The sequence below is a fragment of the Rhizobium sp. BK377 genome, from assembly GCF_014193935.1.
Classification (GTDB): domain Bacteria; phylum Pseudomonadota; class Alphaproteobacteria; order Rhizobiales; family Rhizobiaceae; genus Rhizobium.
The window spans coordinates 1143562-1166774 of record NZ_JACIAC010000001.1 but is presented as its reverse complement, the minus strand read 5'-3'; the positions used below and the strand labels follow the sequence as shown (position 1 = coordinate 1166774).

The 23213-nt window shown below is 59.8% G+C and carries 22 protein-coding genes; 14 read left to right on the top strand and 8 right to left on the bottom strand.

Annotated features, from left to right (window positions below):
• Positions 1-94: 94 nt before the first annotated feature.
• From secD to ybaL, 3 genes are all read right to left on the bottom strand, one after another.
• Complete coding sequence (gene secD / locus FHT92_RS05780; RefSeq protein WP_183823108.1) at positions 95-2644, bottom strand: protein translocase subunit SecD; 2550 nt, start codon at positions 2642-2644, stop codon at positions 95-97.
• Between the two features lie 93 nt (positions 2645-2737).
• Positions 2738-3157: a hypothetical protein gene (locus tag FHT92_RS05775; protein WP_183823107.1), complete on the bottom strand. Its 420-nt coding sequence runs from the start codon at positions 3155-3157 to the stop codon at positions 2738-2740.
• Positions 3158-3170: 13 nt separating this feature from the next.
• Positions 3171-4994: a YbaL family putative K(+) efflux transporter gene (ybaL, locus tag FHT92_RS05770; protein WP_183823105.1), complete on the bottom strand. Its 1824-nt coding sequence runs from the start codon at positions 4992-4994 to the stop codon at positions 3171-3173.
• A gap of 78 nt (positions 4995-5072) precedes the next feature.
• Here ybaL and FHT92_RS05765 point away from each other — a divergent pair, with 78 nt between their 5' ends.
• A complete protein-coding gene (locus tag FHT92_RS05765) occupies positions 5073-5333 on the top strand; it encodes a DNA-binding transcriptional regulator (RefSeq protein ID WP_183748940.1) in 261 nt (86 codons plus the stop codon).
• A gap of 6 nt (positions 5334-5339) precedes the next feature.
• Here the strand turns inward: FHT92_RS05765 and FHT92_RS05760 are convergent, their stop codons facing one another.
• Positions 5340-6764, bottom strand: coding sequence for a glycosyltransferase family 39 protein (locus tag FHT92_RS05760; protein ID WP_183823103.1), 1425 nt, complete (start codon positions 6762-6764; stop codon positions 5340-5342).
• A gap of 652 nt (positions 6765-7416) precedes the next feature.
• Between FHT92_RS05760 and FHT92_RS05755 the strand changes: the two genes are divergently transcribed.
• From FHT92_RS05755 to visR, 13 genes are all read left to right on the top strand, one after another.
• Positions 7417-9045, top strand: a complete 1629-nt coding sequence (locus FHT92_RS05755) for a globin-coupled sensor protein (protein WP_183823101.1) — start codon at positions 7417-7419, stop codon at positions 9043-9045.
• A 63-nt stretch (positions 9046-9108) separates the two neighbouring features.
• Positions 9109-9405 (top strand): STAS domain-containing protein, encoded by a 297-nt coding sequence (locus FHT92_RS05750; protein ID WP_183748943.1) that lies wholly within the window; start codon positions 9109-9111, stop codon positions 9403-9405.
• Complete coding sequence (gene cheY1, locus FHT92_RS05745; RefSeq protein ID WP_003570362.1) at positions 9402-9767, top strand: chemotaxis response regulator CheY1; 366 nt, start codon at positions 9402-9404, stop codon at positions 9765-9767. The genes FHT92_RS05750 and cheY1 overlap by 4 nt, the downstream gene beginning before the upstream one ends.
• Positions 9768-9785: 18 nt before the next feature.
• Positions 9786-12080, top strand: coding sequence for a chemotaxis protein CheA (locus FHT92_RS05740; protein ID WP_183823100.1), 2295 nt, complete (start codon positions 9786-9788; stop codon positions 12078-12080).
• Between the two features lie 6 nt (positions 12081-12086).
• Complete coding sequence (locus tag FHT92_RS05735) at positions 12087-12554, top strand: chemotaxis protein CheW (protein WP_183748945.1); 468 nt, start codon at positions 12087-12089, stop codon at positions 12552-12554.
• Positions 12551-13462, top strand: coding sequence for a protein-glutamate O-methyltransferase CheR (gene cheR / locus FHT92_RS05730; protein ID WP_183748946.1), 912 nt, complete (start codon positions 12551-12553; stop codon positions 13460-13462). The genes FHT92_RS05735 and cheR overlap by 4 nt, the downstream gene beginning before the upstream one ends.
• Entirely contained in the window at positions 13459-14505 is a 1047-nt protein-coding gene (gene cheB, locus FHT92_RS05725; RefSeq protein ID WP_183748947.1) for a protein-glutamate O-methylesterase CheB, read from the top strand. Before cheR ends, cheB begins: the two co-directional genes overlap by 4 nt.
• Positions 14505-14894 carry a response regulator gene (locus FHT92_RS05720; protein WP_183748948.1) on the top strand — a complete coding sequence of 130 codons (390 nt, stop codon included), beginning with the start codon at positions 14505-14507 and terminating at the stop codon, positions 14892-14894. The genes cheB and FHT92_RS05720 overlap by 1 nt, the downstream gene beginning before the upstream one ends.
• A complete protein-coding gene (gene cheD, locus FHT92_RS05715; RefSeq protein WP_183823099.1) occupies positions 14891-15445 on the top strand; it encodes a chemoreceptor glutamine deamidase CheD in 555 nt (184 codons plus the stop codon). The genes FHT92_RS05720 and cheD overlap by 4 nt, the downstream gene beginning before the upstream one ends.
• A 16-nt stretch (positions 15446-15461) precedes the next feature.
• A complete protein-coding gene (locus FHT92_RS05710) occupies positions 15462-15851 on the top strand; it encodes a hypothetical protein (RefSeq protein WP_183748949.1) in 390 nt (129 codons plus the stop codon).
• A 114-nt stretch (positions 15852-15965) separates the two neighbouring features.
• On the top strand, positions 15966-17663 hold the full coding sequence (gene fliF / locus FHT92_RS05705) for a flagellar basal-body MS-ring/collar protein FliF (protein WP_183748950.1): 1698 nt from the start codon (positions 15966-15968) through the stop codon (positions 17661-17663).
• A gap of 593 nt (positions 17664-18256) precedes the next feature.
• Positions 18257-18994, top strand: a complete 738-nt coding sequence (visN, locus tag FHT92_RS05700) for a transcriptional regulator VisN (RefSeq protein ID WP_183823098.1) — start codon at positions 18257-18259, stop codon at positions 18992-18994.
• 8 nt (positions 18995-19002) lie between these two features.
• Complete coding sequence (gene visR / locus FHT92_RS05695) at positions 19003-19749, top strand: transcriptional regulator VisR (RefSeq protein ID WP_183823097.1); 747 nt, start codon at positions 19003-19005, stop codon at positions 19747-19749.
• 90 nt (positions 19750-19839) lie between these two features.
• On the opposite strand, the gene FHT92_RS05690 is transcribed toward visR, so the two are convergent.
• The 4 genes from FHT92_RS05690 to fliN form a co-directional block, all read right to left on the bottom strand.
• On the bottom strand, positions 19840-20280 hold the full coding sequence (locus FHT92_RS05690) for a hypothetical protein (RefSeq protein ID WP_183748953.1): 441 nt from the start codon (positions 20278-20280) through the stop codon (positions 19840-19842).
• A 5-nt stretch (positions 20281-20285) separates the two neighbouring features.
• Positions 20286-21365 carry a flagellar biosynthesis protein FlhB gene (gene flhB / locus FHT92_RS05685; RefSeq protein WP_183823096.1) on the bottom strand — a complete coding sequence of 360 codons (1080 nt, stop codon included), beginning with the start codon at positions 21363-21365 and terminating at the stop codon, positions 20286-20288.
• A 131-nt stretch (positions 21366-21496) separates the two neighbouring features.
• Entirely contained in the window at positions 21497-22534 is a 1038-nt protein-coding gene (fliG, locus tag FHT92_RS05680) for a flagellar motor switch protein FliG (protein WP_183748955.1), read from the bottom strand.
• Positions 22535-22562: 28 nt separating this feature from the next.
• Positions 22563-23186, bottom strand: coding sequence for a flagellar motor switch protein FliN (fliN, locus tag FHT92_RS05675; RefSeq protein ID WP_183748956.1), 624 nt, complete (start codon positions 23184-23186; stop codon positions 22563-22565).
• Positions 23187-23213: the final 27 nt, after the last annotated feature.

Here is a 23213-nt window from a genome sequence, read left to right as displayed (position 1 = left end):
GGCGGTGCTCCCGATCTCTTTGAACTTAACATAGAAAGAGGGCGCCGGCTGTGCAACCGGCGCCCTCTCCAAGTCCCGCTTAAATGTCGGCGGTTTAGCCTGTCGTTTTGCGCGGCTGGCCTGCATCCGGCGGAATGATCTCTACGGCTGCATCGTTCGAAGCCGCGACTGCCTTGGCGTGGCGGCGGCGCCAGTCGCCGAGGAAGAGCAAGATCGGTGCTGCGATGAAGACCGAGGATGCAGCCGCAACAAGAATGCCGAACGCCATCGGAATAGCGAAGCTTTCGACCGCGCTGCCACCCCAGATCGCCATCGGCAGCAACGAGAGGAAGGCCGTGGCGTTGGTATAGAGGCTTCGGGCCAGCGTCTCATTTATCGACTTGTCGATGATTTCGCGCAGCGGCATCGACTTGTAGAGGCGCATGTTTTCACGCATGCGGTCGTAGACGACGACCTTGTCGTTCACCGAGTAGCCGACGAGCGTCAGGATCGCCGCGATGGCCGTCAGGTTGAAGTCCAGCCCCGTCAGCGCGAAGAAGCCGATCGCTTTGGTCACATCGAGTATGAGGGTGACGATAGCGCCGACCGCGAACGGCCATTCGAAGCGGTACCAGATGTAGAACAGCATCGCGAGGCTCGCGATCACGACGGACAGGATACCTGCCCAGGCAAGCTCGCCGCTGACCTTCGGACCGATGACGTCGGTGCCGGTGACGGTCGCCGACGGATCGATCTTAACGATCTCCGCCTTGAGCTTGGTCACGGCTGCGGTCTGCGCCTCTTCACCACCCTCTTGGCGCTGCGCGCGCACCAGCATGGTGTTGTTGTCGCCGAAGGACTGCAGCGCCACTTCGCCGAGGCCAAGGCCGTTAAGACCTTCACGGAAGCGGCCGAGATCGGCGGCCTCCTGCGTCTTCACCGACATCTGGATGCCACCACGGAAGTCGACGCCGTAGTTGAGGCCCGGATAGATGAAGAGGGCGATCGAAGCGATTGACAGCAGCGCGGAGACGGTCACGCCGAAGAAGCGCGCCTTCATGAACTGGATATGCCTGTCGTAGGGGCTGAAGGGGATCAGCGGCTTGATGTTGATAGTCTTCATCTTCCGGCGACGGGCGATTTCGATCATCGTCACGCGGACGAAGGCGACCGAGGTGAACATCGAGATGATGAGACCGAGCGCCATGGTCACGGCAAAGCCGCGAACCGGGCCGGAGCCGAACCAGAACAGGATCGCCGCTGCAATGAGCGCCGTCATGTTGCCGTCGATAATGGTCGAGTAAGCACGGCGGAAGCCGGTGTCGATAGCAGCAAAGGCGCTCTTGCCCTTGCGGGTTTCTTCACGGATGCGTTCGTTGATCAGGACGTTCGCATCGACCGCAAGGCCGATGCCGAGCACGACGCCGGCGATGCCGGGCAGCGTCAGTGTCGCACCGACGAGCGTCAGTGCCGAGAAGGTCAGGATCGTGTGGATAAGAAGCGCGATATTCGCGAGGATGCCCCATGTGCCGTAGAGCACGAAGATGAAGGCAGCCACGAGCACGAAACCAACGACGCCTGCATAGAGACCCATGCGGATAGCGTCCGCGCCGAGGTCGGCACCGACCGTACGTTCTTCGATGACGGTCAGCTTGGCGGGCAGGGCGCCGGCGCGCAGCATAGCCGCGAGTGTATTTGCGCTATCCGTCGAGAAGTTGCCGGAGATTTGACCCGAGCCGCCGGTGATCGGCTCGCGGATGACGGGCGCGCTCAGCACCTTGTCGTCAAGCACGATCGCGAATGGATTGCCGACGTTCTGGCGGGTGATATCGGCAAAGCGGGTCGCGCCGGCGCTGTCGAAGCGGAAGGTGACGACCGGCTGCTGGCTCTGGTCGAAGCTGACGCGGGCATCCGAGAGGCGGTCGCCGGAAATCTCGACGCGGTCGAGAACCGGGTAGCTGTTGCCTTCGTCGTCTTTCATGATCGTCACGCCCGGACCGGCCTGGCCGTTCGGGGCGAGCATATGGAAGGACATCTTGGCGGTAGAGCCCAGAAGTTCGCGAAGGCGGGACGGATCCTGCGCACCCGGAAGCTGCACGAGAATGCGGTTTGCGCCGATGCGCTGGATCGTCGGCTCGGCAACGCCGACCTGGTCGACGCGCTGCCGGATGACTTCAAGGCTCTGCGCAACCGCATTGTCGACATTGGTTGCAATACCAGCCGGCGAGAAGCCGATGGTGATATTGCCGCCGTCAGCGGTGACCGAAAGGTCCGATTGGCCGGCGCTGATGCCGCTGGCGATGGTATTGCCGAGCGTGCGAAGCTGCGTGACGGCAGCATCGCTTTGCTGAGGATCGGCGAGCGAAACAACGATGTTATTATTGTTGCGAACGACTGACTTCGGCTGGATGTTTTTTTCGCGCAGTACACGGCGAGCATCCTGCAGCAACGAATTCAGGCGCTCCTTGGTGAGGTCGGCTTCATCGACTTCGAGCACGAGGTGCGAACCGCCGCGAAGGTCGAGACCAAGAGAAACCTGATTGTGCGGCAACCAGGAGGGGACGCGCTGCAGCACGCTCTGCGGCAGCGCGTTCGGCAGGGCGATCAACAGGCCGAGCACGATGATCACCGTATAGGTGAACACCAGCCATGGTGAATTACGCATGTTTTAAATCCTTGGATAATGCTTGGGCCGGCGCAACGCGCTACGGCATGTCTACATGTCTATTGGGATCAGAAGCACCCGATGCGACGGGATTCAGGCAGCCAGCGGGGGCGCGCGGGGCTGGTGAGCCCGGCTGGCGGCAAGGCGCAGCGGGGCCCGGAATTCAGAAGCCGGCGCGGCTTGGCGCCAGTCGGTGAATTGCAGCGCCGGCGCGGCGTTGAGAGCCGCCGGGCCGGCGTCATGGAGCTGTTGTTTCGGTGAAACCTTTCGGTCGCTGATCAAAAGCCCACGGATGGCGTCGCGTGCAGTGACCTGCGTCTGCTGTGAATCTCGATTGGAAGACGAGAGGCCATTCGGCGCCGATGAAGGGCCGATGACGATGTTGCCGCCGAAGAGCAGACCGAGATAGGCGAAAATCGCAACGACGACGGAAGCGGCAATACGCTTTGCCAGACGGCGCTGACCCAGCTCCGTCTCTTCCGTCTCGGCGATTTCACTCCCAAATCGGCTCAAAGGCGCCAATCTCTCATTCTTTTTCCGGCGGAGGCTCCACAGGCGGCAGGATTGTACCAGCCGAAGGTCCGTCTTCATAGGGTGCACTGTCATGATGCACTTGGGCGAGCCGGTCAACCATGCCAAGCGCAATTTCCCGTTCGCCCATGATGACGGTATCGGCGCCGTATTGCCGCAGTTCCTCCACTTCGGCATCGGAATGGGCACGCGCGACGATCAGGATCGAAGGATTGACCGCACGGCCCTGCTCGGCGATGCGGCAGGCTTCGAAGGCGTTCGGGATCGCGATGACGAGACTGCGCGCGCCGGCAAGATTGGCGAGATCGAGTGTTTCACGGGCAACCGCATTGCCTGAGAGTACCTCGATGCCCTGGCTCTGCAGTTCGATAATTCGCTTGTCGGAATCCTCGATGACGAGGAAACGCGTGCCTGATGACTTCAGGTTCTGGCCAACAATGCTGCCGACACGACCATAACCGACAAGGATCGCATGGCCGCTGAGTGACGTCGGATGAACCTCGTCTATGTCAGTCTGTTCATCCGCATGCGCGGGTCGCGCATGCGTGGCCGGAGCAGCAGCTTCGGCTGACGGCTCTTCATGCTTGGGGCGTTCCAGTAATGGCCGCATACGGTCGCAGACGAAGAAGAGCAGCGGGTTGATGATGATCGAAATGATCGCGCCGGCAAGGATAAGGTCGCGCCCTTCCGCTGGCAGCAGGCCGAGCTCGACGCCGAGGGCGGCAAGAATGAAGGAAAATTCGCCGATCTGCCCGAGGCTCGCCGAGATCGTCAGCGCCGTACTGACCGGCTTCCTGAAAAGCAGCACGATCAGGAAGGCCACGATCGACTTGCCGATCACGATGATAAAGACCGTTGCAAGCACCGGCAGCGGTCGCTCGATCAGGATGTTCGGATCGAAGAGCATTCCGACAGAGACGAAGAAGAGCACCGCGAAGGCATCGCGAAGCGGCAGGCTTTCCTGCGCAGCACGGTGGCTGAGCTCGCTTTCGGCGAGAACCATGCCGGCAAAGAAGGCGCCGAGCGCCAGAGACACGCCGAAGAGCTTGGACGCTCCGAAGGCAACACCGAGCGCGATCGCCAGCACGCCGAGGCGGAAGAGTTCGCGCGAACCGGTATGGGCGATGCGGTGCATGGTCCAGGGGATGAGCTTACGGCCGAAGACCAGCATCAGGACGACGAACAGCGCCACTTTAACCAACGTCATGGCGATGATGCCGCCGACGCCGAGGTCGAGGCTGAAAAGCCGGTTGAGGCCCGCCGAGAGAGGCTCAACCGGGCCATGACCATCGCCGGTGATGCTGGCGGCTGCCGGGATGAGGACCAGCGCGAGCACCATGGCAAGGTCTTCCACGATCAGCCAGCCGACGGCGATACGCCCACGCTCTGTCTCGATGAGACGCCGCTCCTGCAGGGCTTTCAGCAGCACGACCGTCGAGGCGACCGAAAGCGCCAGGCCGAAGACGAGGCTGCCGCCCGTCGGCCATCCCATGAAAGCGCCAAGACCCCAGCCGAGCAGCGTGGCAAAGCCGATCTGGACGACCGCGCCCGGCACCGCGATGCCACGCACCGAAAGCAGGTCCTTGAGGGAGAAATGCAAGCCGACGCCGAACATCAGCAGGATCACGCCGATTTCGGCAAGCTCGGGCGCGAGGCTTTGATCAGCAACGAAACCCGGCGTGTGAGGGCCGGCGAGAACGCCTGCGACAAGATATCCGACGAGAGGCGGAAGGCGTAGGCGATTGGCGATCGCGCCCAGGATGAACGCCAGCACGATGCCCCCGACGATGGTCGAAATCAAAGGCGTATCGTGGGGCATCGCTCTCTCCCGATCTGGAAATCTTGTTCCAAACATGACATATATGATTTATATTGACCAATATGGGTGGTTTGGATTATGGGTCAAGGCGCAAAACAGACAATTCTGACGCCCGCTTTGTGTCGCGCGGCTCGGGGTCTGCTTGATTGGACGCAGACGGACCTCGCCCAGAAGGCCGCCGTTTCCCGTAGCACGATACGCGATTATGAAGGCCGTCATCACGAAATCCATCGTGCGACGGAGGCGCAACTGCGCCTTGCCTTCGAGGAGGGAGGCGTAAAATTTACCGAAATAGAAGGCTGCGGAACCGGCATCTGCCTGCCCGGTCCAGTGAACTGAGCTGCCTTAGCGCTGCATTAGGCAGGCCGCACCGACCTTGTAGACATAGATCGTACCGCCTCTGTAGTTGCCTTTTTCCGGTTGCCAGCTTTTCAGCATTTCTGGCGTTTCGTTTGCACAACTCAGCGGCTTGGAGGTCAGGAAAAGGACCTGCCCGCTGGTATCGGCAGGCAGGGCGAATTCCTGTTCGTAATAGCTGTCCGGTAGATCGACCGGCGGACGGGCATAAATCTTGTAGGGTGCGGTTCTCAGCGTGTGGAAGAGATCGGCGACCATATCCCGGTTGTCGGTCACGATAATGCCAGTGCCGGCTTGTGCGGCAAGATCGGCAGCTTGCCGGCTGACGTCGGCCCTGCCGAGGTAGCGCTGCATGACCTCCTTACCGCCAGGCAGTACCAGTTGATTTGCGAAGATCGTTGCAAAGGGAAAGAGCAGGCAGGCAACGCCATTGATGGTGAGCGAGGTTCTGAGCCCCTTCGGCCACAGGCGGTGAAGCAGCCAGACCGCCAGCACGATGCCTGCCACGTAGGCCGTGACGCCCCAATTGGCATAGGCCTTGGCGATCGTCGCCTGTAGGGTAATGAGCAGCACGACCGGGATCGACAGCCAGGCGAGCATCTTTTCACGCGGCTCGCTGCGGCCGCGGATCATGTTCCAGACGGCCCAGAGCATGGCGAAGAAAACGACCGGGCCGACGACGCCGAACTGCGCGGAGAAGAATTCCAGTCCCCCGCGAATATTGACGCCGAGATCGCTCCAATGGGCGATATCCTGCGTGTGGCGCACCGTCGTATTGTTGTTCTGAAGATTCCACCAGAGGTTTGGGAACGCGACGACCGCTGAAGTGACGACGGCAATGATGAGATCGCGCACCGAAATCCGCGCCGCCGGAATGAGCAGCATGGCAATCGCCCCGCCGGGCACAAGAAAGAGCACGGCGTATTTGGTAAGAAACGCCAGGCCGACCCCGACACCCATGAGAAGTGCAAATCCGACAGAGCGACGCTGCGTCAGCTCGAAATAGGCGATGAGCGCAATGGCTATGAAGAAGAGCAGGATGACGTCGGTGGAGAAGAAGGCCGAAGAAAGCGCAACCGCCGGCAGCGTGATATAAGTCGCACCGACCCAGCCTTCGATTTCAGGCCCGATGAAGCGCTTCGCCATTTTCATTAGCATCAGCGCGGTCGCCATGTGGAAGAGGGGGCCGGGAAGCCGCAGCCAGTAAATGTCGCTGGAGCCGGCAAGCTCGGTGAAGAACCTGAGCACCCAGGCGATCATCGGTGGCTTGGAATAATAGCCGAAATCGAGGTTTTGCGACCAGAACCAGTATTGCGCCTCATCGACGAACAGGTCCGTCCTATCGAAATGCAGTGTCACGATGCGGAAGATCGTAAACGCCAGAATGATGAGGAGGCCGGTCCGAGCTGACATAATCCCTTACTTCCGCTGATACAGGAGCGCGTGTCGATACACCAACGGTGCCGGGCTGCCAACGGGAAAGGTAAAGCGAGATTTAAGGCGCAGTGGCCTGTTAGAAGACGCGAAGCGTGCGGTTGTCGCGGTGTGTCGCGATCAGATCGAGGAGGGCAACGGCCGCGGCGATCGAGAGGGCGATCAGGCAGGAACCCATTCCGAGAACTATCATTTCTCTTTCCTTATTGACGTCATGTCAGGCTCTATAAAAATGGGTCTATAACATAAAGCTTGCGTGTGCCTTGTAGCAGCGATGCAACTCTGCGCCAGTATTTACTATGTGAACTCACGCCAATTGTTTCAAAAGCTGCAGGTGGGAATGGCTTATTAACCTTCAAGCAAGGAATTAACCATAAACATTGGGTTACACGTCGGAATGGGAAGATGCACTCGTTCCCACCAGGCATGACGCCGTACCGCCGTACCGGGTCGATCCGGTATCCATCTTCTTCAGGCAGCTCCGAAACAGAATTGCTGATCAGGAGACTTCAGTCCCCCGGTTGCGACCGGTGGCGAAGAGCATCTCCGCGTATCGGAATCATCGGAAGCTGCGAGGGTTTTTGGCCGGGCTCGCTCGGAAAGTGGTTGGGGACAGGCGTTGAGGCAGGACATGCCATCAGATCAGGCTCGTGGAGCACAGGCAGGCAGCCTGCGCGACCGCCTGCGCTTTGCTGGCCTCGACGCCGACCAATGCGAGACGGTCCGCCGCAACCGGTCCTCCCTTGAAGCCCATCTGAAGGCCGGCCTGCGGGACCTCTTCCATCGTTTCCAGTCCTTCCCGGATGCCGCGCGCAATTTCGAGAGCGAGCGTCAGATCGAGCGTCTCCACGACCTGCAGTCCTCGCACTGGGATGTGCTGACGGATGCGCGTTTCGACAGCCTCTATGCCGAACGCGTCAAGGTTCTCTCCGATACCGAAAGCAAAATCGGCCTCGACCCTCGCTGGCACGTGGCCGGCCACGGCGTCATGCTGGAACATGTGATTTCCGGTCTGGCTGATGAGCTGACCGGTCGCCCGGTACTGCCGTCGGCTAAGCGGCGTGCTCGCGAGATCACCGACCTGATGACATCGATCATCCGCATCGTCATGGTCGATGTCGAAATCGCGGTCTCGCTCCGCTTCAATGCACTGCGCACCGCGCAGCAGCGCGCACTTGCCGACCAGCGCGCCGAAGGTAAAGCGGAAGTCGCTCGTATATTTGGCGATGTCATCGAAAGCCTCTCGGCCCGCGACTTGACGCAGCGCGCACCCGTCGATGGCGCTCACACAGAGATTGCTGCCGCGCTGAACGTTGCACTCGATAATCTCCAGACGGAATTCGCCGCGATTGCCGAACGCAATGCGAAGGCGGAAGCCGCAACGCAGTCGCTCGCCGACGCATCCCGCAACTTCGCCGGCAATGCTTCCGATCAGGCCGGGCGCCTGCAGCTTTCCGCTGCCGCCCTTGCCGGCATCGCCGAGCGAGTCCGCGAAGGGGCAGCCGGCAGCCGCACCGCCGAACGCGCCGCTGCCGCGACACGTGCGGCTGTCGAGGAAAGCGGCGAGGTCGTCGGCCGCGCAATCAGCGCCATGGCTGATATCGAACAATCGGCCGAGAAGATCGGCCAGATTATCGGTTCGATCGACGAGATTGCCTTCCAGACGAACCTGCTCGCTTTGAACGCCGGCATCGAAGCTGCCCGCGCAGGTGAATCTGGACGTGGCTTTGCCGTCGTTGCGCAGGAAGTGCGGGCGCTCGCTCAGCGCTCCGCAGAAGCTGCCCGTGAAATCAAGACGCTGGTGACTACCACAAAGACGCAGGTGGACGCCGGCGTGCAGATGGTCGGCCGCACACAGGATTCGATAGCCAGCATCGTCCGCCAGGTGACCGACATCAACGCCGCAATCGCCGGCATCGCTGGCGAGACGAGTGAACACGCCGCCGGTCTCGAAGGTGTGACCGCAGACGTTAAGAGCCTCGGCTGCGAAGTCGCCGACAATGCCGGCCTTGCGGGGCGTTCGGCCGAAGGTGCCGATCATCTTCACACGATCATTCTGGAACTCGGTCAGACGATCCGCGACTTCCGCGTCGCGCGGGAAAATGCCTATGCAACCCGGCCTCCTCAGGTGCGTGTTTCCGCCTCCCGGACCGTTGCGATCGCAACGCACCCCGAAGTGGCCGAAGACGATTACGAAAATGACGATTTCAGCATGCTTCAGCCTCTCGCGAGCGTCGGAGGTGGGCGGAATGTTTACTAACCTATCGGATTATGACGTCGGCTCGCTTTCGCGGGTCGGGGACAAGGGGACAAGGAAAAGCTGATGGCAGCAAAGAAGAGTGCCAAGACGTTGGAGTTGCCAGCGGTTCTTGATCTCAATGAGGCTTCCGCATTGCGCGACAAGCTTCTCTCCATGCGAGGAAACCCTCTGGCGATCGATGCTTCGGCAGTCGAACGCATCGGCGCTCTTTGCGCTCAGGTTCTGATGGCGGCGGAGAAGACCTGGGACCAGGACAAGCAGTCGATCACCTTCTCGCAGGTGTCCGACGCATTTCAAAAAACCATGCAGTTGGTTGGCGTCAATATCGACCATCTGCTTGCCAAGGAGATCCGGCAATGAAGAAGAAAGTATTGACGGTGGACGATTCCCGCACCATCCGAAACATGCTTCTCGTAACGCTGAACAATGCAGGTTTCGAGACGATCCAGGCTGAAGACGGCGTTGAAGGCCTCGAAGTTCTCGAAGAGTCCAATCCTGACGTCATCGTCACTGACATCAACATGCCGCGCCTCGACGGTTTCGGCTTCATCGAAGGTGTCCGTCGCAACGAGAAGTATCGTGCGATCCCGATCCTGGTGCTGACGACCGAAAGCGACGCGGAAAAGAAGAACCGCGCCCGCCAGGCCGGTGCCACCGGCTGGATCGTCAAGCCCTTCGACCCCGCCAAGCTGATCGATGCCATCGAGCGTGTAACCGCTTAAAGCCCAGGATTTGCTCCTATGGATATGAACGAAATCAAAGAGATCTTTTTCCAGGAGTGCGAAGAACAGCTCGCCGAACTGGAATCCGGTCTCCTGAAAATGAATGATGGCGATCGCGACCCGGAAACCGTCAACGCGGTCTTCCGCGCCGTGCATTCGATTAAAGGCGGTGCCGGCGCCTTTGGCCTTGATGACCTCGTCGCCTTCGCCCACGTCTTTGAGACCACACTTGATTGCGTTCGTTCCAACAAGCTTGAGCCTACCCAGGATGTCTTGAAGGTTATGCTGAAGTCGGCCGACGTGCTTGCCGACCTGACCAACGCTGCCCGTGACGGCGGCAGCGTCGATGAAAGCAGAAGCCGCGGCCTCGTCAAGGAGCTGGAGGCGCTTGCCCACGGCGAGCTGCCGTCTCCCTCGGCAGTCTCCGAGGCGCCCGCACCGAAGCCGGCCCCGAAGGCCGCCCCTGCTCCGGTCGTTGCGGCTCCGGCCCCCGTGCCGACCGATGATAGCGGTTTCCAGCCGATCCCCTTCTCCTTCGACGATTTCGGTGGCGAAGAGAAGCCGGTCGATCTGCCGGCCTACGAAGTCATCTTCAAACCGCGCTTTGAACTCTATTCGAAGGGTAACGACGCTACCCTTCTGCTGCGCGATCTTTCCCGCCTCGGCGAGATGAGCATCTATTGCAATGCGGATGCTCTGCCGGGCCTCGATGAGCTCGATCCGGAAGGCGCCTATTTCTTCTGGAACATCACGATCAAGACGGACAAGGGCGAAGACGCCATCCGCACGGTCTTCGAATTCGCCGAATGGGATTGCGATCTGACCGTGAAGCCGGCCGAGGACAGCCAGCCGGGTGAGACCAACGAAGAACTGCCGATGATCCCGGTTCCGTTCGATCTCTCGATCCTGGATGATGGCGATGCTTCCGAAGCGCCGGCCGCTGCCGAGATCAAGGCGAACGACGCGAATTCCGCCGTTGCGGCCGCTGAAACGGCGACCAACGTCACGCAGATGGCTGCCGCCGCTGCGCGTGTCGAAAAGAAGGAATCGGCCGCCGCTGCCGCCGCTGCAGCGGCAAACGCCGCAGCCCAGAACAATGCCGCTGCCGGCCAGACGATCCGCGTCGATCTCGATCGCGTCGACCGCCTGATCAACCTCGTTGGCGAGCTGGTCATCAATCAGGCCATGCTCTCTCAAAGCGTCATTGAAAATGACACGACCGGCACGTCCTCGATCAATATGGGTCTCGAAGAGCTGCAGCAGCTCACCCGTGAGATCCAGGACTCGGTCATGGCAATCCGCGCTCAGCCCGTGAAGCCGGTCTTCCAGCGCATGTCGCGTATCGTCCGCGAAATCGCCGACATGACCGGCAAGTCGATCCGCCTGATCACCGAGGGTGAAAACACCGAAGTCGACAAGACGGTCATCGACAAGCTGGCCGAGCCGCTGACGCACATGATCCGTAACGCTGTCGATCACGGGATCGAAACGCCTGAAAAGCGTGCTGCCGCCGGCAAGAACACCGAAGGCACGGTCCGCCTGACGGCAAAACATCGTTCGGGCCGCATCCTGATCGAACTGGCCGACGACGGCGCCGGCATCAACCGCGAAAAGGTTCGCCAGAAGGCGATCGCCAACGACCTGATCTCCCCTGACGCCAATCTGTCGGATGAGGAAATCGATAACCTGATCTTCCTGCCGGGCTTCTCTACGGCCGACAAGATCTCCGATATCTCCGGCCGTGGTGTCGGCATGGACGTCGTCAAGCGCTCGATCCAGGCGCTCGGCGGCCGTATCAACATCACCTCGAGGCCGGGTCAAGGCTCGGTCTTCACAATGAGCCTGCCGCTGACGCTCGCCGTTCTCGACGGCATGGTGGTCACGGTCGCCGGCCAGACGCTGGTTGTGCCGCTGACGGCCATCGTCGAAACCCTCCAGCCGGAAGCCGCCGCGATCCATTCCTTCGGCGCCAACCACCGACTGATCTCGATCCGCAATTCCTTCTGCCCGCTGGTCGATGTCGGCCGCATCCTGAACTTCCGCGCCACCCAGGCCAATCCGGTCGAGGGTGTCGCCCTTCTCGTCGAATCCGAAGGCGGCGGTCAGCGCGCGCTCATGGTCGACGCGATCCAGGGCCAGCGCCAGGTCGTCATTAAGAGCCTCGAGGCGAACTACACTCACGTTCCGGGCATCGCCGCTGCAACCATTCTCGGTGACGGCCGCGTGGCCCTCATTCTGGACGTGGACGCAGTCGTCGGCGCCTCGCGCGGTCAGTCCCTCAAGGCGGAAATGTCTCTGGCGGCGGTAGGGTAAGGAACAATGTCGTACACGGCAAAAAATCTGACCCTGGGCGGAAACGAGCTTATCGCGTTTCGCATCGGCGATCAGGAATTCTGCGTGAACATCATGGCAGTCCGCGAGATCCGGGGCTGGACCCCGGCGACCGCGATGCCGCACTCGCCATCCTATATGATTGGCGTCATCAACCTGCGTGGTGCAGTGCTGCCGATCATCGATCTGTCGGCTCGACTTGGCATGAAGCCGGTCGATCCTACCGCCCGTCACGTCATCATCGTCGCCCAGGTCCGCCGCAAGGTGGTTGGCCTGCTGGTCGACGCTGTTTCTGACATTCTGACGGTCACCGACGATGACATCCAGCCGACACCCGAGATATCTTCGGACCTTCAGCGTCAGTTCGCCCGCGGCATTCTCTCCATCGAAAAGCGGATGATCTGCCTGATCGAACTCGAAGCCCTGTTTCCCGACACTGAAAGCGAAGCCGCATGAATGCAGTTGGCGTAAAAGATCAGAGGCAGTCTGGTTTCGACGAGGTTCTGGCCAGCGGGGAATACCCGCTGACGCGCCGCGATCTCTCGGAAATCGCGGCCATGATCTATGCTGATGCGGGAATCTATCTCAATGAGACGAAGGCCTCGCTGGTCTACTCTCGTTTGTCGAAGCATATCCGCAATCTCGGCCTTTCAGGTTTCCGAGAATATTGCGAGCTTGTTGCTTCGCCGGCAGGTGCTGCGGCCCGGCGTGAGATGCTGTCGCACCTGACGACAAACTTCACGCGGTTTTTCCGCGAAAACCATCATTTCGAACATTTGCGTGACCACGTACTGCCCGACCTCCTGAACCGGGCGCGCGCAGGTGGCCGTGTCCGGATCTGGTCGGCTGCGTCCTCGGATGGGCAGGAACCCTACTCGATCGCGCTGACCGTTCTGTCGCTGATGCCGAACGTGGCCGACTACGACTTCAAGATTCTCGCAACCGACATCGACCCGAAGATTCTCGCCATCGCCCGGATCGGCGCCTATGACGAAAGCGCGCTGGAAACCGTTTCGCCTGCCATGCGAAAGCAATGGTTCACAGAGGTTGAGATGCAGGGTCGCCGTAAATTCCAGATCGATGACCGCGTGAAGCGTCTCATTACCTATAACGAACTGAACCTGATGGCCCAATGGCCGTTCAAGGGCAAGTTCGACGTCATCTTCTGTCGTAACGTCGTGATCTATTTCGATGAGCCGACACAGATGAAGATTTGGCAGCGGTTTGCCGGGTTGCTGCCGGAAGGCGGTCATCTTTATATCGGTCACTCGGAGCGTGTCTCGGGCGAAGCCAAGCACGTCTTCGACAATATCGGCATCACCACCTATCGCTACACGACCAAGGGTATCGGGAGGAAGGCATGAGCGCTCCGGCTAGAGTTCTCGTGGTTGACGACTCGCCGACCATGCGCGGGCTGATCGCGGCCGTCCTGAGTGCCGATCCCGAAGTCAACGTCATAGGCCAGGCCGGCGACGCTCTGGAGGCGCGCGAGGCGATTAAGCGGCTGAACCCAGATGTCGTCACGCTGGACATCGAGATGCCGAACATGAACGGCCTCGACTTCCTCGAAAAGATCATGCGCCTGCGACCAATGCCCGTCATCATGGTCTCGACCATGACGCATCGCGGTGCGGAAGCGACGCTCGCAGCCCTTGAAATCGGTGCCTTCGATTGTGTGGGCAAGCCGCAGCCGGGCGAGATACGCCCCTTCGGCGACCTCGTCGAGAAGGTAAAGGCCGCCGCCCGCACGCAGCGGAATTTCGCCAAGCCGGCCGCGGCTGCCGCCATCACGCCGCCCGCAGTCGCCGATTTCCGTGTCGGACGTAAGATCGTGGCGATCGGTTCTTCGACAGGTGGCGTGGAAGCGCTGATCGCCGTGCTGCAGAAGTTCCCGGCGAATTGCCCGCCGACCGTCATCACCCAGCATATGCCGCCGACCTTCACCAAGAGCTTTTCCGAACGGTTGAACCGCCTCTGTGCGCCGGTCGTGGAAGAAGCGACAGACGGCGCCCGTCTCGAGATCGGCAAGGTCTATCTTGCGCCTGGCGGCGAGCGTCACCTGCAGGTGTCCAATACGTCGGCACCCTGCTGCCGGCTGGTCGAGCGAGGGCCCGTCAACGGCCATCGTCCATCGGTCGATGTGCTCTTCGATTCTGTTGCCGAGCTCGCCGGACGCAATGCCGTCGGCGTGATCCTCACCGGCATGGGGCGCGATGGAGCCGCCGGGTTGTTAAAAATGCGACATGCAGGGGCCAGAACGCTCGGTCAGAACGAAAAAACCTGCGTCGTTTACGGAATGCCAAGAGTTGCCTACGAACTTGGCGCAGTTGAACAGCAGCTTCCGCTTGCTGCCATCGGCGAAGAAATATTGAAAATGACAGCCGCCCGAAAGGAAGGGACCGAATAATGTCGATCGCGGAGAAAATTAAAGTTCTGATCGTTGACGATCAGGTTACGAGCCGTCTGCTGCTCAGTGACGCGCTGACGCAGCTGGGCTTCAAGCAGATCACCGCCGCGGGTGACGGCGAGCAGGGCATGAAGATCATGTCGGAGCAGCCGCACCACCTTGTGATCTCCGACTTCAACATGCCGAAGATGGATGGCATCGGCTTCCTGCAGGCCGTCCGCAGCAATCCGAACACCAAGAAGGCAGCCTTCATCATCCTCACCGCACAGGGCGACCGTGCGCTGGTGACCAAGGCAGCGCAGCTTGGTGCAAACAACGTTCTGGCAAAGCCCTTCACCATCGAAAAGATGAAAGCGGCCATCGAAGCTGTGTTTGGAGCCCTGAAATGATCACTGAGAGTGCGGCCCGCCGCGTGCACATCATTCAGGGTGAATACAAGGTCTTGAGCGATCCGGATGCGGTGCTTTCGACCATCCTTGGCTCGTGCGTGGCAGCCTGCCTCAGAGATCCCGTCGCAGGTGTCGGCGGCATGAACCACTTCCTGCTGCCGGGGACAGGCAACACCCCGATGACCGGCGGCGATGCCACACGCTACGGCGTGCATCTCATGGAACTGTTGATAAACGGCCTTCTGAAAAAGGGCGCGCGGCGCGACCGGCTGGAGGCCAAGATCTTCGGAGGAGCGAAGACGATCTCGACATTCTCGAATGTCGGCGAGCAGAACGCAGCCTTCGCCATGCAGTTCCTTCGAGATGAAGGCATTCCGGTGGTCAGTTCAAGCACGGGCGGCGAGCATGGACGAAAGATCGAATATTGGCCGGTGTCCGGCCGTGCCCGGCAATACCCCCTGACCGGCGCCGAAACCCAGAGAACCGTCGCTCTCGAGCAGCGTCCCGCCGCTCCGCAGAAGCCCGCCGAGACCAGTATCGAATTCTTTTAGTGGCGAGGATTTTCATATGACTTTTACACCGATCATCGAGCCGCCGGCGCCGGTAGAGGCGCTGAGCGACATATTGATGCGCATTGTCTCCGAGCTTCACGACGTTGCCTACCTGATGGAACGGATCGAGCCCCAGTTGATCGAACTGGGAGGCCCGCAAATCCTGAATTCCCCTGATAGCATGAAGGTGATGCAGGGCATCGACCTCGCCGTGCAGAAATCGCGCGGACTGGCCGAGTTCATCGACACCATCACCGGTGAAATTCCGCAGAGCTGGTCGATCGATGTCGCCACCGCGCTGAGCCTCGTCAAGCTTGCCGAAATGCAGAAAGCACTCGGCGGCGGAACCCGTCACGGCCACTCCCAGCCGCTTAGCAAGGCCGCCGGAGACTTCGATTTCTTCTGATACCGCAATTCATTCCGGCACGCGCTGAACGAAACGCTCGCACAAGTTTCGGCGTCTATTCGTCAAATGAGGCAATAAGCCTGCTTTGTCTTTGACGGATCGTGCGAGAACAGAATGAATCTGTTAAATCAATTAGTTCAGATCTTTAAGAACTTTGGTTCCCTTGGGCGGACGCGTTTGATGATCCTTGGTGGGGTCGGCGCCGCTTCCATCGCAATCATCCTGGCGGCCGCAATTTTTGTCAACAAACCGGCTCAGGAAACGCTGTATGTCGGCTTGGAGACGACCGATCTTAACCAGATCAGCATGGCGCTTGCCGAAAGCAATGTCGATTTTCAGGTCGGAGCGGACGGTTCGAGCATCACCGTCCCGGCCGGCATGACGGGCAAAGCGCGCCTGCTGCTTGCCGAGCGCGGCCTGCCCAACAGCGCCAATGCCGGCTACGAGCTGTTCGACAACGTCGGTTCGCTCGGCCTCACCTCCTTCATGCAGGAAGTGACCCGCGTCCGCGCCCTCGAAGGTGAAATCGCCCGCACCATTCAATCGATCTCAGGCATCACCGCCGCACGTGTCCACATCGTCATGCCGGAGGTCGGCAATTTCCGGAAGGCCGAACAGAAGCCGACGGCATCCGTCATGATTCGCGCCAGTGCCGCGACGGGGCGAAATGCAGCCACGTCGATCCGCCACCTCGTCGCCTCGGCCGTGCCGGGGCTTGATGTCGCTGACGTGACGATCCTCGATTCCGCCGGCCAGCTTCTCGCCTCCGGCGATGACGCTGCCAACGGTACGCTGAACCGCTCGCTCAATATCGTCCAGAACGTCCAGCAGGAAATCGAATCGAACATCGACAAGGCGCTCGCTCCCTTCCTCGGCATGGACAACTTCCGTTCCAGCGTGACTGCCAACCTGAACACCGACGCCCAGCAGATCCAGGAAACCACCTACGATCCGGAATCCAAGGTCGAGCGCTCCGTCCGTTCCACGAAGGAAGCCCAGCAGTCGCAGCAGAACCAGGCCGACAACGCGACGACAGTCGAGCAAAACATTCCGCAGGCAGCCCCTCAAGCTGGCGGCGCCACCGGTCCGCAGTCGCAGGACAAATCCGACAAGCGCGAAGAGCAGACCAACTACGAAATCAACAGCAAGACCACGGCCACGACGCGCAACAGCTACCGGGTCGAAAAGCTCTCGGTCGCCGTCGTCGTCAACAAGGGCCGCATCGCCAAGATGGTGGGCGAACCGGCAGATCAGGCCAAGATCGACGCCTATCTCGCAGAGATGAAGAATATCGTCGCCTCGGCTGCCGGCCTCGATACCAACCGCGGCGACGTCGTCACCGTCACCGCAATGGACTTCCTCGAGAACCAGCTTCTCGACGATGCCAACAACGGCGTTCATGTCATGGACATGCTGAGCCGCAATCTTGCCGGCATCATCAACTCGCTGGCCTTCGTCGCGGTCGCCTTCGTGGTGGTCTGGTTGGGCGTGCGTCCTCTCATCCGCACTGTCAACGGCTCGGGTTCATCCTCCGCCGCAGTCTTCGGCGATGCCTCTCCGGAATCAGCTGGCCTGGAACTGCCCGACTTCGCACCGGCTGGCGCTTCTGCAGGCGGGGCGCTCATGGATGGCTTCGGCTCCGACTTCGGTTTCGACAGCACAGAGGATCTGCTCAGTCTCGGCGACGACGACGGCAACTTCAACCGCCGCGTCAAGGAAGGCCCGGAACGCAAGCTCGCCCGCATGGTGGAGATCAACGAGGAGCGTGCCGCGAAGATCCTCAGGAAATGGGCCATCGACGAAGCAGCATGATGAAAAGGCCGGGAAACCGGCCTTTTTCTTTCTCATCTGCGGATACATAGCCCGGCAAAAATTACCTGCAATCGAGTAATCGCTCGTAAGGAGCCGATTATTCGACTGCAGAAAATGCGGATACAGAGATACCAGGCAACGGGACGACAGCGTTCGAATAGGGCACAAGTCTTATATAAGACGGACGAACAAGCATGTCTCTTGTCTGATAACAAACGTTGCTTTCATACGTTTGAAATTTGCTTTCGCCGGAGGCATCCGGGTACTGCACTTGCTTAGCCGGAACTGTGATAATTGCGTCATTCAGACCGATAATTCCGCTTAGCATCACTCGCGCATAGAGCGAGGAACGTTGCGGCCAATGCCAGAATCATCCTAGCTTGTATATCGTCGCGAGAGTGGAGCGGTGATCGAATCACCGCATGGGAGGTCGCAAAAGTAAATCCCCAGAAGTCGGAGATGGTGATTTACGGTAGTTGGCTTACCCTTGAGTGATTCGAAGTGGGATTCGTGTCGGCATGTATTTGTATCCCTTTCACAAAACAGAACTTCTTTGCGAGAACCGACAGTTTCTCAGCCGCAGGTCACCGCCAATGGATATGGACATATTTCAGGCGAATAAGCAGATGGCGAACTTCGTCGGCGCCAATGTGCCGGATCTTTTGCCGCGCGACGAACTGATCGATCGCCTTCGCGTCATCGCCGAAGCCGGCAAATTGCAGGCCGGTTTGCGGGCGTTGACCGAGTACGTTGGCGCCATGCACTATCTGATGGCGCGTTGCGACCTCATCCAGGAAAGTGGTCTGGACTTTATCGTTTCGTCCGATTGGCCCTTCGATCTGGTGAAGGAGGTCGCCAATGACCTGGTCGCCTGTTATGCGCGCTCGACCGAATTCGAGAAGTGCATGCAGGTGCTCCAGCCGGGCTTCGCGCTCCTGCCCGAGAGCGCCGATTTACCGCACGGAGCAAGCCGGCAATATTGCTCGCTGACTTTGAATGTCGGCCGCTCTCGTCTGGTGCTGATGTTCCTGTTCAGAGAAGGCTTCGTTCTTTCGCCTGAGCGTCTCCGAGACGTAGGCCTCCTTGCAGGCTATTTCGCAAGCTTCCTTCGGTGCGGGGGCACGAAGGTCGACCGCGATTTCGAACTGACCGACCGGGAGCTGGAATGTCTCTTCTGGATTGCGGAAGGCAAGACAAGCGACGAGATCGCAATGATCCTCGGCATCTCCAGAAATACCATTAATAACTACATTACCAGCGTGATGCGGAAAACTGCAACGAAGACGCGTTCCGAGGCGATAGCCTTCGCCGTTCGCAACAATCTCGTTTGAGGGGAATTATGGGGCATCAACCAGGCAGGGCGATAAGCGGCACGGACCAGATGCGCATGGTACGTGTGAACAGGATTTCCAGCCGGTCTGACCTTTTTCCACGCTTGATTGCCATGCAGAAGCTTGCTGATGCACAGGGCTTCGCCGTCTTTCGCGTCAGCGGCTCCGGCGTGCCGGCAAAGCAGCGACTGATCTGCGAACTGGAGAATTGGGCTCCCGCGAATGCCGGCTTCGGCAAGGCCTTCATCGATGCCTATGGCGAGGCTTTGCTCGACCACATCGATCGCTCGCTGCTGCCGTTGTTCTGGGCCGGCAGCCATGATCGTACAGCTCCCGGTCCTGCCGACTTCTCACCTTTCATGGTGAGGCTGAAAGATGGCATGGTGCCGTTCTCCGGTCTTGCCTTTCCCGTGCGCCTCGGCGCTATCGGCAACGGCTTCGTGGTCCTCACCGGCGACGATCTGGATCCCCTGAGCGATACGATTATCGAGCTGCACGGCCGGTGCTGCAATGTGATGATGGACCTGCTGTCGCTCGATGAGCGGCGGGCGGCGGCGGCCGAAGCACTGAGCGAACGTGAGATCGCCTGCCTTCAGCTTGCCGGCGATGGCCGTATCAGTGAAGAAATCGCCGACAAGCTCGGCCTGTCCGTCCACACGGTGAACGCCTATCTTGGCTCGGCGACCATCAAGCTCGATTCCGTCAACCGTATCCAGGCGATCGCAAAAGCAATCCGCCTCGGCTACATCAGCTGAGACAGAAAGGCCCGGTGCCTGCGGGCCGGGCCATACTGCCGGGTGGATGATGCCTTAAATCATGTCGCGCAAAGTCTGGATTGGTGCGCTTTAGCCGGCGAGCGCCTGCGGCTTTGCGACGATGTAGCGCGCGTCATGCAGGCTCCTTTGCAGAAAAGCCGTGTTTGCGTCCGGATCGCTGGAGGCGTTCTGGAAGGAAATATGGTTGATCTCGATGCCGGCATGGTCTTCGGCCAGCGTCAGCTGCGCATAAACAGTCACACCACGCGGCTTGATTTCGAGATCGAGCACAACTTCGGGCTTGCCGCCCCATTCCAGCGTATAATTTCCCCCCAAACCGAAATTGACAGTGCCGGGATGAAAAAACAGTTCCGCTGCGGAAGCGACGAGGTCGGCGAGATTGCCGTAATACTCGAAACGCAGCAGAGAAATGAGATCGGATGCGTCCAGAAGCCTGAGCTCGGTTGCGACCGGGCTGATCGCTTCTGCAAGAATTTTCTCACGCTGGGCAGAGTAGGGGCATTTTTTCATTCGACTTATCTTACCCGTTTGTTCTTGGCCTCCGCGGCGTAAACCCGATGAATGAGTTCCGCGACGGCCTTATAGAAGACTGACGGTATGACACTATCCACCGAGACTTGCGCAAACATGGAGCGCGCGAGAGGTGGATCCTCGAACACGGGGATGTTGTTTTCTTCGGCAATCTCTCTGATTTTCAGCGCAATAAGGTCTTGGCCCTTGGCAAGGACGACAGGCGCATCGTTCTCCTCGCGTACGTAACGCAGCGCCACGGCATAGTGGGTCGGGTTGGCGATGACGAGGGTGGCGCGCTGGACACCGGAGATCATACGCCGGCGGGCGCGGTCACGCATGACGGAGCGCTGCCTGCTCTTGACGAAGGGGTCGCCCTGCGACTGCTTATTTTCCTCTTTCACCTCGTGCTTCGTCATCTTCAGTTCGGTGAACCAATGATGACGCGTCCAGAAGACGTCAGCGATCGCAACGATCGCGGTGGCGATCAGCATGACGATGATGATCTTGCGCATCGCCGCCATCATGCGAACCATGATCGTTTGCGGATCGGAGAACATCGCATCGATGGAGCCGAAATATTCGCTTCTGAGGACGAAGAAAAGAATCACTCCGACGACGACGACCTTGAAGAGCGATTTGCCGAATTCCACGAGACCCTGAAGGCTGAAGAGCCGCGACCATCCCTTGATCGGTGAAATACGCGAGGCCTGCGGACGGATGCGTTCGAGAACCGGCGTCGGTAGGTTCTGAAAGACGGACGAGGCAATACCGAACACCATGAACATGATGAAGGCAGGGGCCAGAAGCGCAGCCACGGCCCAGCCAAGCTTCGCAAAGAGCGAGATGACGTCCGGCCCTGTCTCGATCTTCCACTGATCTGGCTGCTCGAAGATGTCACGCAGGGTTTCGGCCATGTGCGACGTTGCGCTCGGAAGGAAGAAGACGAGATAGATGAAGGTCGCCAGAATCGTCGTGAAGATCGCGATTTCACGCGAGTGGGGGGTATTACCTTTTTCGGCAGCATCAGACCGCTTTTTCGCGGTAGGGGCTTCTGTTTTGCTGTCCTTGTCGTCATCGGCCAAGTGTGCGGCCCTCCGTCAAAGAAAAGGGCCGCGACTGCAGCGCGGCCCATTTGCCAGAAGGGTAGTCCTGTGCGTGCTGTCGATCAACCACCGCCTTGTGAGCGAGGGGTTTTGTCAACAGCTGCGATGGCTCAAGCGGCAGCCGGGCCGCCTTCCTTTTCCTTGAGCTCGATCTGGCCGGCATTGGCCAGGCGAATCGCTTCCTGCGCGACGGCGCGCCGCGCAATCGCGATCTCGCGCGGATTGACCCCGGCCATGCCGCTCTGAAGATCCGATTCGATCATGCGGCGTTGGCGCGGACTGATGGAGGAAAGCACCGCTTCGCGAATTTCGGCCGACGCGCCACGTAGGGCGACGGTGAGAACGTCGGACGAAATATCATTGAGCAGCATGACGCGGCTGCGCTGCGGCATGAACATGAGGTCTTCGAAGAGGAAGATCTTCGGACGAACCTTGTTGACCGCTTCGCGGCTGATCGATTCGAGCGAGGTGAGCAGTGTGTCGACCTGCGGCTTGTCCATTTCGTTCATCAGGTCGGCGACCTTGGCGGAGCCCGATGCATTGCGTTCCGCGTCGACCTCGGCAAGCAGCGTCATCACCTGGTTTTCGATGATCTGCGCGGCCTTGGGGCTGACGCCCTTCATGTTGACCGTGCGGTTCATGATGTCGGCGCGGCGGTTGTCGGGAAGCTGCAGCAGCACCTTCGCGCCGAAGGACGAAGGCATCATGGACAGGATATAAGCAACCGTCTGAGGATGTTCGCGCAGCAGGAACTGGGCGACGAAGGCAGGTTCCGCCTCGGCGAGACGATCCCAGATCGAAGTCTCGTAGGCCTGGAAGGCGGTGCGGCGGCCGAGCAGGCTGTCGACCTCGTCAGGCGTCAGCCCTTCCTCGAGGATGGCTTCGATCGCCTTGGCGTTGTCCATCAGACCGGCGCCTTCGGTGAAGAGATCTTCGAATTCGCCGACGAGCTGGAGAAGTTCGTCCGGCGGGATGGCGCGAAGCGCCTGGGCAGATGCGATAATGGTCTGCAATTCGGCCTGCGTAAAATATTTCAGCAGTCGGCCGGCGACCCCCTTCCCCATAGCGAGGAGAACTGCCGCCGCCTTTTCAGCCTGGGTCAACGGTTTCCCGGCAAGTGCGCCGCCGAAATCGTCAAAGTCCATCATGGTCTAACCTCTCCGTCCCGCACAGGGATCAGGCTTTTTTCGTGCTCAAAACTTCTGTCAGTTTTACACCGAATCGCGTGTCATCGTTATCAAGAACCGTAATCTCGCCGCGTGCAATCTTGCGGCCGTTCACCATTATTTCGACCGGCTCGCCGATTTTCTTGTCGAGTGCGATCGTGGCACCCTCTGTGAGGTTCATCAGGCCGGAAACCTGCATGCGGCTCGTTCCAAGGACGATCTGGACATCGATAGGAATGTCCATGATCAGGTCGAAGTTCGAGTTCAGTGCGCTGCCGAGCGGTGCGGGAGCAGACTGGAAGGAGTTGCCGCCGAAGCTTGCGTCGCCAAGGCCGGGAGTGCCTGCGCCACCCATGCCCGCAGCATTTCCACCGAAATCGTCGCCCCCGAAATCGCTGCTCGCGAAATTGGTGTCGCCGAAGGCCGTTTCGCCGACATCGCCACCGAACGGCGAAAGGTCCGTTCCTGCCGCGAAAGCGTCATTCTGCAGGTCGTCACCGAACTGGGGAAAGTCGCTGTCCGAATCTTTCTTCAGCACGCCGCGCAGATCGTCGATAGCCTGATCGAGATCGGCTTCATTGCCCGGCATGTCCAGGGAGAGGTCACTATTCTGCTGTGTCTTCTTCGTAGCCATGAAATCACTATTCCAGTTGAAACTTGC

Excerpts from the sequence above, each read along its gene's own strand:
- secD (WP_183823108.1), bottom strand. The coding sequence starts at position 2,644 with ATGCGTAATTCACCATGGCTGGTGTTCACCTATACGGTGATCATCGTG.
- ybaL (WP_183823105.1), bottom strand. The coding sequence starts at position 4,994 with ATGCCCCACGATACGCCTTTGATTTCGACCATCGTCGGGGGCATCGTG.
- FHT92_RS05765 (WP_183748940.1), top strand. The coding sequence starts at position 5,073 with ATGGGTCAAGGCGCAAAACAGACAATTCTGACGCCCGCTTTGTGTCGC.
- FHT92_RS05760 (WP_183823103.1), bottom strand. The coding sequence starts at position 6,764 with ATGTCAGCTCGGACCGGCCTCCTCATCATTCTGGCGTTTACGATCTTC.
- FHT92_RS05755 (WP_183823101.1), top strand. The coding sequence starts at position 7,417 with ATGCCATCAGATCAGGCTCGTGGAGCACAGGCAGGCAGCCTGCGCGAC.
- FHT92_RS05750 (WP_183748943.1), top strand. The coding sequence starts at position 9,109 with ATGGCAGCAAAGAAGAGTGCCAAGACGTTGGAGTTGCCAGCGGTTCTT.
- cheY1 (WP_003570362.1), top strand. The coding sequence starts at position 9,402 with ATGAAGAAGAAAGTATTGACGGTGGACGATTCCCGCACCATCCGAAAC.
- FHT92_RS05740 (WP_183823100.1), top strand. The coding sequence starts at position 9,786 with ATGGATATGAACGAAATCAAAGAGATCTTTTTCCAGGAGTGCGAAGAA.
- FHT92_RS05735 (WP_183748945.1), top strand. The coding sequence starts at position 12,087 with ATGTCGTACACGGCAAAAAATCTGACCCTGGGCGGAAACGAGCTTATC.
- cheR (WP_183748946.1), top strand. The coding sequence starts at position 12,551 with ATGAATGCAGTTGGCGTAAAAGATCAGAGGCAGTCTGGTTTCGACGAG.
- cheB (WP_183748947.1), top strand. The coding sequence starts at position 13,459 with ATGAGCGCTCCGGCTAGAGTTCTCGTGGTTGACGACTCGCCGACCATG.
- FHT92_RS05720 (WP_183748948.1), top strand. The coding sequence starts at position 14,505 with ATGTCGATCGCGGAGAAAATTAAAGTTCTGATCGTTGACGATCAGGTT.
- cheD (WP_183823099.1), top strand. The coding sequence starts at position 14,891 with ATGATCACTGAGAGTGCGGCCCGCCGCGTGCACATCATTCAGGGTGAA.
- FHT92_RS05710 (WP_183748949.1), top strand. The coding sequence starts at position 15,462 with ATGACTTTTACACCGATCATCGAGCCGCCGGCGCCGGTAGAGGCGCTG.
- fliF (WP_183748950.1), top strand. The coding sequence starts at position 15,966 with ATGAATCTGTTAAATCAATTAGTTCAGATCTTTAAGAACTTTGGTTCC.
- visN (WP_183823098.1), top strand. The coding sequence starts at position 18,257 with ATGGATATGGACATATTTCAGGCGAATAAGCAGATGGCGAACTTCGTC.
- visR (WP_183823097.1), top strand. The coding sequence starts at position 19,003 with ATGGGGCATCAACCAGGCAGGGCGATAAGCGGCACGGACCAGATGCGC.
- FHT92_RS05690 (WP_183748953.1), bottom strand. The coding sequence starts at position 20,280 with ATGAAAAAATGCCCCTACTCTGCCCAGCGTGAGAAAATTCTTGCAGAA.
- fliG (WP_183748955.1), bottom strand. The coding sequence starts at position 22,534 with ATGATGGACTTTGACGATTTCGGCGGCGCACTTGCCGGGAAACCGTTG.
- fliN (WP_183748956.1), bottom strand. The coding sequence starts at position 23,186 with ATGGCTACGAAGAAGACACAGCAGAATAGTGACCTCTCCCTGGACATG.